The 7423-nt window shown below is 65.6% G+C and carries 6 protein-coding genes; 2 read left to right on the forward strand and 4 right to left on the reverse strand.

Annotated features, from left to right (window positions below; translation table 11 throughout):
* Positions 1-152: 152 nt before the first annotated feature.
* The 4 genes from tkt to hxlA form a co-directional block, all read right to left on the reverse strand.
* A complete protein-coding gene (gene tkt, locus AC07FN_RS16585) occupies positions 153-2285 on the reverse strand; it encodes a transketolase (protein ID WP_478396380.1) in 2133 nt (710 codons plus the stop codon).
* A gap of 223 nt (positions 2286-2508) precedes the next feature.
* Positions 2509-2841, reverse strand: coding sequence for a hypothetical protein (locus AC07FN_RS16590; protein ID WP_358604146.1), 333 nt, complete (start codon positions 2839-2841; stop codon positions 2509-2511).
* Between the two features lie 42 nt (positions 2842-2883).
* Entirely contained in the window at positions 2884-3627 is a 744-nt protein-coding gene (gene rpe / locus AC07FN_RS16595) for a ribulose-phosphate 3-epimerase (RefSeq protein ID WP_478396381.1), read from the reverse strand.
* 132 nt (positions 3628-3759) lie between these two features.
* Positions 3760-4386 (reverse strand): 3-hexulose-6-phosphate synthase, encoded by a 627-nt coding sequence (gene hxlA, locus AC07FN_RS16600; protein ID WP_478396382.1) that lies wholly within the window; start codon positions 4384-4386, stop codon positions 3760-3762.
* 934 nt (positions 4387-5320) lie between these two features.
* Between hxlA and AC07FN_RS16605 the strand changes: the two genes are divergently transcribed.
* Both AC07FN_RS16605 and AC07FN_RS16610 read left to right on the forward strand, forming a co-directional pair.
* Positions 5321-6313, forward strand: coding sequence for a class I fructose-bisphosphate aldolase (locus tag AC07FN_RS16605; RefSeq protein ID WP_478396383.1), 993 nt, complete (start codon positions 5321-5323; stop codon positions 6311-6313).
* A gap of 218 nt (positions 6314-6531) precedes the next feature.
* Positions 6532-7182, forward strand: a complete 651-nt coding sequence (locus tag AC07FN_RS16610; protein ID WP_478396384.1) for a GPR1/FUN34/YaaH family transporter — start codon at positions 6532-6534, stop codon at positions 7180-7182.
* Positions 7183-7423 lie beyond the last annotated feature (241 nt).

The raw sequence follows: 7423 nt of genomic DNA on the forward strand, positions 1-7423 counted from the left end.
CGCCTCCCGTTTCACTCTCGAAGCCGTGCCGGGGCCGGCTGTGTCCCCGAGTTGGTAGCAGCGGATCAGCTCGGCTGGGTTGCCGAGCTGATCCGCTGTGCAGACAGGTCGTCGAGCCAGATCGCGACACCTGTTTTCAATGTCGCCGGGCGTCAGCTCGACCGGACGGCGCGCAGAGTGCGTCGAGCGGCCTCGGTGACCGCCTCGGCGGTGAATCCGAACTTGGCGAACAGCGTCTTGTAGTCGGCCGAGGCACCGAAGTGCTCTAGCGAGATGATCTCACCCGCGTCCCCGACGAAGCGGTGCCACGGCTGGGCCACGCCCGCTTCCACGGCGACCCTCGCGCGCACCGACGGAGGCAGCACCTCGCGGCGGTAGGCCTCGTCCTGGGCGTCGAACCACTCAACACACGGCATGGACACCACGCGAGTCGCGACACCGCCGGCCTCCAGGGTCTTGCGGGCCTCGACCGCGAGCTGGACCTCGGAACCGGTGGCGAGGAGGATCACCTCGGGCTTGCCGTTGCCGGCCTCGGCGAGCACGTACCCGCCCTTGGCGACGCCCTCGCTGTCGGTGCCCTCCAGCGTCGGCACGCCCTGGCGGGTCAGCGCCAGACCGGACGGGGCGCCGGTGTCCTCCAGCGCGGCCTTCCACGCGGCGGCGGTCTCGTTCGCATCGGCCGGGCGGACCACGTTCAGGCCCGGGATGGCGCGCAGCGAGGAGAGGTGCTCGATCGGCTGGTGGGTCGGTCCGTCCTCGCCCAGGCCGATGGAGTCGTGCGTCCAGACGTAGATCACCGGCTGGCGCATCAGCGCTGCCAGTCGCACGGCCGGGCGCATGTAGTCGCTGAACACCAGGAAGGTGCCGCCGTAGGGGCGGGTGCCGCCGTGCAGCGCGATGCCGTTGAGGATAGCGCCCATCGCGTGCTCGCGGATACCGAAGTGCAGCGTCCGCCCGTAAGGCTGGGCGCTCCACATACCGGTGGAGATGGCCTTGGGGCCGAACGAGTCCGCGCCCTTCATGGTGGTGTTGTTGCTCTCCGCGAGGTCGGCCGAGCCGCCCCACAGCTCGGGAAGCACGTCGGCCAGGGAGGTCAGGACCTCTGCGGAAGCCTTGCGGGTCGCGATGCTCTTTCCGTCGGGCTCCCAGCTAGGAAGCTTTTCGGCCCACCCCGCCGGCAGTTCACGGGCCAGCATCCGGTCCAGCAGTGCCTTGCGCTCCGGGTTGGCCGCCGCCCAAGCGTCGAAGGCGATCTGCCACTTCTCGTGGTCGGCCTTGCCTCGCGCGGCGACCTCGCGGGCGTGGTCCAGCACCTCGGCGTCGACCTGGAACGACTGCTCCGGGTCGAAGCCCAGTACCTTCTTGACCCCCGCAAGCTCCTCGGCGCCGAGCGCGGCACCGTGGGCCTTGCCGGTGTTCATCTTGGTCGGCGCCGGGTAGCCGATCACCGTGCGCAGCACGATCAGCGTCGGGCGCGAGGTCTCGGCCTTGGCCTCCTCGATCGCCGCCAGCAGGCCCTTGACGTCCTCACCGCCGTCCACCCTGACGACCTGCCAACCGTAGGACTCGTACCGCTTGGCGGTGTCCTCGGACAGCGCGATGCGGGTGTCGTCCTCGATGGAGATCTCGTTGGAGTCGTAGATCACCGTGAGGTTGCCCAGCTGCTGCGTGCCGGCCAGCGACGACGCCTCGGAGGTCACACCCTCCTCGATGTCACCGTCGGAGGCGATCACGTAGACGTGGTGGTCGAACAGGCTCTCACCCGCGGCGGCCTCCGGGTCGAAAAGACCGCGCTCGCGGCGGGCGGCCATCGCCATGCCCACCGCGGTGGCCAGACCCTGGCCCAGCGGACCGGTCGTGGTCTCCACGCCCGTAGTGTGCCCGTACTCGGGGTGCCCCGGGGTCTTCGAGTCCCAGGTCCGCAACGCCTTGATGTCCTCGAGTTCCAGCCCGTAGCCGGAAAGGAACAGCTGCAGGTACAGCGTCAGGCTCGAATGCCCCGCCGACAGCACGAACCGGTCGCGGCCGATCCAGTTCGGGTCGCTGGGGTCGTGCCGCATGACGCGCTGGAACAGCGCATAGGCGGCCGGCGCCAGGCTCATCGCAGTACCCGGGTGCCCGCTGCCGCAGTTCTCGACCGCATCAGCGGCCAGCACCCGGACGGTGTCCACGGCCCGCCGGTCCAGTTCGGTCCAGTCATCCGGAAGGTGTGCTGTGGTCAAGCGGGCAAGGTCGTCGGGCTCTTCGCTCGCGCGATGGCCGGCGGTGGATTTGTTCGCGATCATAGACGCGCACTCCTGATGCTCTCGGTTGCTCGCGTGCTCTTCCCTGCGAGGAGTGACATGGCCCCACCTCCTCGCGTTTCCGCGCCGCTGGGAAGGGCACTTTCGACGCTGAATACGTCAGGGCCACCACGATCTGCGGCCAACTCGGACCACCCCTGGCCCAAGGAATCCCCTTTGCGATCCAGGAACATGCCGCCGATTGCGATCGCGGAGCCACTCTTGGTCATTTGCCTGACGGGGCCATTCCGATCGCCCTGTCCGGCTCCCTGTAAGTAGGCCACATCCGTGAGTGCTCGGGATGGTCGTCATCGATCAGGCGATGCGCCAGGGCGATCGCCTCTCGTCGATAGACCTCGTCAAGGGCGGGGTGTTCCCTGGCGACAGCCCCGAAAACGTTCGCCAGCTCATTTGCAGAGGTCTGAGACAGACTGGCATCGCCGCCGCAGTGCACGTAGCGCCTCCGCACTATCGCCGCGGCGGACAGCAGCAAGGAATACTCGGCTCCGCGCAAAGCTTTTCCGGTATCGGGCAGCACACCTGGCTTTCGGCTCTCCACGTCACTTCTCCTTTCCATAACGACAACAGAGCGGACGGCCGATCACGGTGCGGGCACCGGGCGCGTCAGGGCACGGTGAAGCTCAGCCACGGCAGTCCGCTTCCCACCGGGGTGGCCGAGCACAGCCGAGCCGGCGACGAGGAGCTCGGCTCCCGCGTACCAGGCCGCCCGAGCGGTGTCCGTCGAGATTCCTCCGTCCACCTCGATCCGCACCGGGTTTCCGGACCGGTCCACCAATGCGCGCACCTCAGCGACCTTTTCCTCCATCGCGGCGATGTATCTTTGCCCGCCGAAACCAGGGTTGACAGTCATGATCACGATCTGATCTAGCTGATCTAGCACATGGCGAAGGAAGTCGACCGGAGTGGACGGATTAACGGCGACTCCCGCTTCCACCCCGAGATCACGGATCGTGGAAAGGGTTCGAAGCAGATGTGGACAGGTCTCGGCGTGCACGATGATGGTCTCGCAGCCAGCCGAAGCGAAGCGCGCGAGCATCGGATCCGGATCCTGCACCATGAGGTGGGCTTCGAATGGCAGATGACTGTGCTGACGGCACACAGCCACAACATCCGGGCCGAACGTCATGTTCGGGACGAAGCGTCCGTCCATGATGTCCCACTGGATGCGGTCGACCCCCGCGTCGGTGAGGCTGGCCACCTCATCGCCGAGACACGCGTAGTCGGCGCCGAGGACGGAGGCCACCAGCTCCGGCTCTTTCAATGACCAGCTCGGTGCGGAGCGCCGTGGTCCTCCGCGCGATGCATTACTCGGCCCATCAACCATCAAGCACTCCTCCTGATCACTTGTCCGGATTTCTCAAAGACCGCTCCGAACGGCGGAGTACGGATCAGTGTTGGGGGCGGCAGAAAATCGATGCAGCCCCCAACACCATGTGCCGAACTCGCGCCCGGTCTATCAGCTGGTGCGCCCCTTGAGGGCCTTCGCGGCCGCAGCCGGGTCCTTGGCGTTGTAGATCGCCCCACCGGCTACCGCTACCCTCGCGCCGGCGGCCCGCACCGAGCCGATGGTTTCGACGGTGATACCACCAGCGATCGAGAAGGGGACCCCGGCCTTCTGGCCGTCATCGAGCAGCGCCTGAATCGTGTAGCCGGGCCGGGCCTGCTCGTCGAGCCCAGCGTGGATCTCGACGAACGACACCCCGAATTTCGAGACCTCACGGATCCGGGACACACGGTCGTCCACCACGGTGATCATGTCGGCGACGACGTCCTTGCCGTATTTGCGGCCGGCGGCCACGGCCCCCCGCACCGTGTCGTCGTCCGCCGCACCCATCACCGTGACCAGGTCCGCCCCCGCCTCGAAGGCGAGACCCGCCTCCAGCTCACCGGCGTCGGCGGTCTTCAAGTCCGCGAACACGAGCTTGTCCGGGTGCGCGGCCTTGATCGCCGTGATCGCCCTGAGGCCCTCGGACTTGATCAGCGGCGTGCCCAACTCGAGGATGTCCACGGAATCGGCGACCTGACGCGCCAGGGTCAGGGCCTGGTCGAGTTTTACGACGTCCATTGCTACCTGCAGCTGCACGGTATTCTCCTCATCAGTGGTGATCGGTGACGTCCGGGGTTCAGGTGCGGATGATGTTCTCCGTGCTCCACGGCACGGCGAACATTTCAACCGCCCAGAGCTGGCTGACTGCTTCCAGATTCCGGTCAGAATGGCTGGGAAATCACGACGCCGTCCGGTAGGTACCCGTCGTTGATTCCTCCATGCTGCCCCTTCCTCGGCTCTGCGGTTTTCAGCCACAGCTAGGACGCATAACAGGTTGTGAGACTGCACGGATCTGCGCGTCCAGGTCAACCTGTGCAGTACGAACGGATGCCGAAAGTCGACGGGCGGTTCTTACACGCGTCCAAGCGGCCTCACGTCTGCGCTAGGCCGCGATCATGGTTATGATCCGCAAGAACGCGGGATATTTTTGAGAAGCACAATTGGCAAGGCACTCCAATTGCAGCTGGCTTACGTCCCCGCGGTGCCGCTCAGAGCCCAAGGTCATTCCCCACAGCCCACGAGGACCTCTTCCCCGGGATGACGGGCGATTCGTACGAGGATGTCCTGTTCGTTTCCCCGACCGAACAGGAGCTGGGCTGCCCGGCCCCGGGCGGCCCGTCCACGGAAATCCGAAAGGAGGTACAGCGGGTCCCGTGGGCACCGGAGCCCGGCGCCCACGGGGCCCGCGCAACCATGGTCGCAGCGAGGCGCAGAAGCAGGCCCGCTTGGCCGTGATTCGAAACCGTTCGTGCCCCCGTAGCCTCTCTTCGTGCCGCATAGGTTGACCCGGACGTGCAGATCCGTGCAGTCTCAAAACAGCCGGTTGCGCGTCCTAGCTGTGGATGAAGACCACAGAGTCGAGCCACGCCACGAGCCGAACATTCAAAAAAGACGCAATGAGCATTCGCCAGTTCATAGAACCGATATTGCCAATCGGTCCAGTGCAGTACGCGAGGAGGCGTAACGACACATGTCGACCTTGACTGAAGTCGCCCACACATTGGTCTCTAATGGACGCGGGATTCTCGCTGCCGATGAGAGCATCGGAACGATGTCGTCGCGACTGGAAAGCGTCGGAGTGGAGCCGACGGAGGAGAACCGGCGCGTTTATCGTGAATTGATCGTCACCACCCCCAAGCTGTCCGATTCGGTCAGCGGAATCATCCTCGCCGACGAGACTCTTCGCCAGAAACTGTCCAATGGGCAGACTTTTCCCGAGGCTCTCGCGGATATCGGGGTTCTCGCCGGCATCAAGGTCGATACCGGAGCCAAGCCGCTGGCGGGGGCCCCGAACGAAAAGGTCACGGAAGGCCTCGACGGGTTGCGCGAACGAGTCGGGGAGTACCGGCGCCTCGGGGCGACCTTCGCCAAGTGGCGCGCGGTATTCACGATCGGCGCCGGCCTGCCCACGAACCGTGCGGTGCGAGCGAACGTGCACGCGCTGGCACGGTACGCCGGTCTCTGCCAGGAAGGCGGGCTGGTGCCCATCGTGGAACCCGAGGTGCTGATGGACGGCGGCCACTCGCTGGCGCAATGCCAGCAAGTGACGAGGGCGGTGCTGCGGTCGTTGTTCGACGAACTCGCTCTGATGCGGGTGGACTTCGACAGCATGATCCTGAAACCCAACATGGTGGTGGCGGGGACGGACAGCTCGGAGCAGCCCGCCGTAGCAGAGGTCGCTCAGGCCACAGTGGACGCCCTGCGCGATACCGTGCCGCCCACTGTGCCGGGTGTCGCCTTCCTTTCCGGTGGCCAAAGCCCGGAAGTGGCGACGAACCATCTCGGGGCCATGCAGAACCTCGATCAGCTTCCGTGGGAGCTGACCTACTCGTTCGGACGGGCCCTGGTCGGGCCGGCTCTGGACACGTGGCGGGGCAACCACGTCAAGTGGGATGCCGCCCAGAAGGCGCTCTCCGAGCGAGCTGTCGCGAACGCCGCAGCACGCGCCGGGAGCAAAGGCTGATCGGCCGATGTTCCGGCCATGCGCGCCAGCGGCTTGAAATATAAGGAGCACGGCCGGATCGGCAACATAGTCGCCGGTCCGGCCTGTGTCCTAGTCCTTTTAGCCAACGTCCGCCCGAATACTCCGAATAAGGCCTGGTACAGGATCGTCGTCCACTCGAAGCCAGCAAAGCCGATCCGGCTCTGGACGGCGCCGCGAACACCGCAAAGGAGCGGATCGTGACCACATCAGACACAGCTGCAAAAGACCACGCGAGACCCGCGCACCAAGAACCTGAGCCGAGGCCGGGGCCACTGTCCGGTGACCCCGCGACCGTCGGCGTTCCCACGTTCATCGTGGGCTCGATCGCCCTTGGCTTGACTCTCGTCGGCTACGTGCCGTCCGCAGCGGTCGGAGCACCAGTGGCGATCATTCTCGCCGCTACCGGAATCGGCCAGCTCGTCGCCGCGGTCTGGGCAGCCGGGATCGGCCAAAGCGCGGTCGCATCCATTTTCGGCATCTTTACCGGATTCTGGCTCAGCTACGGCATCCTCGTGCTCGGATTGAGCCACGACTGGTTCAGCGTTCCCTCGGACAGCGCCACCACCACCCAGGCCCTATTCCTGATTTCGTGGTCGGTCATCGTGGCGCTCCTAACCCTGGCGACGCTGCGCCTTCCGGCCGCTTACACCTTGCTGTTCGCGCTGATCGATGCTGCCCTCGCTCTCGTCCTGCTTGCGACACTGCAGGGCTCCGCGGAATTGAAAGCCGCAGGTGGATACGTAGCCTTCACCTTTGCTGCTCTGGGCTGCTACCTGTTCCTCCATGTGATGTCGCTCGCGACAGGGGGCCGCGGGCTGCCGCTCGGCCGCCCGGTACTGGGCCGGTGACAGTCTGGAAGCGCGAAGGCGGTACAAGACCGCCTCCGCCAATGTGAGGAGGAGGTTGTGCGGTATTCCTGGGACAACGTTGTGAATTCTCCGACCTCGTCATACGTCTCATATCCCGACGGAGTTTCCGACCATGCATTCGCCACTGAGTTCGACTATCACGTCAGGCTTGCCGGAGACTTGATGAATCTTGCGCTTGAACAGCGCCGCTGGGATGACACCGCGCAGGCTCAATGCGCAG

It is taken from the genome of Saccharopolyspora sp. NPDC045941 (assembly GCF_056431445.1).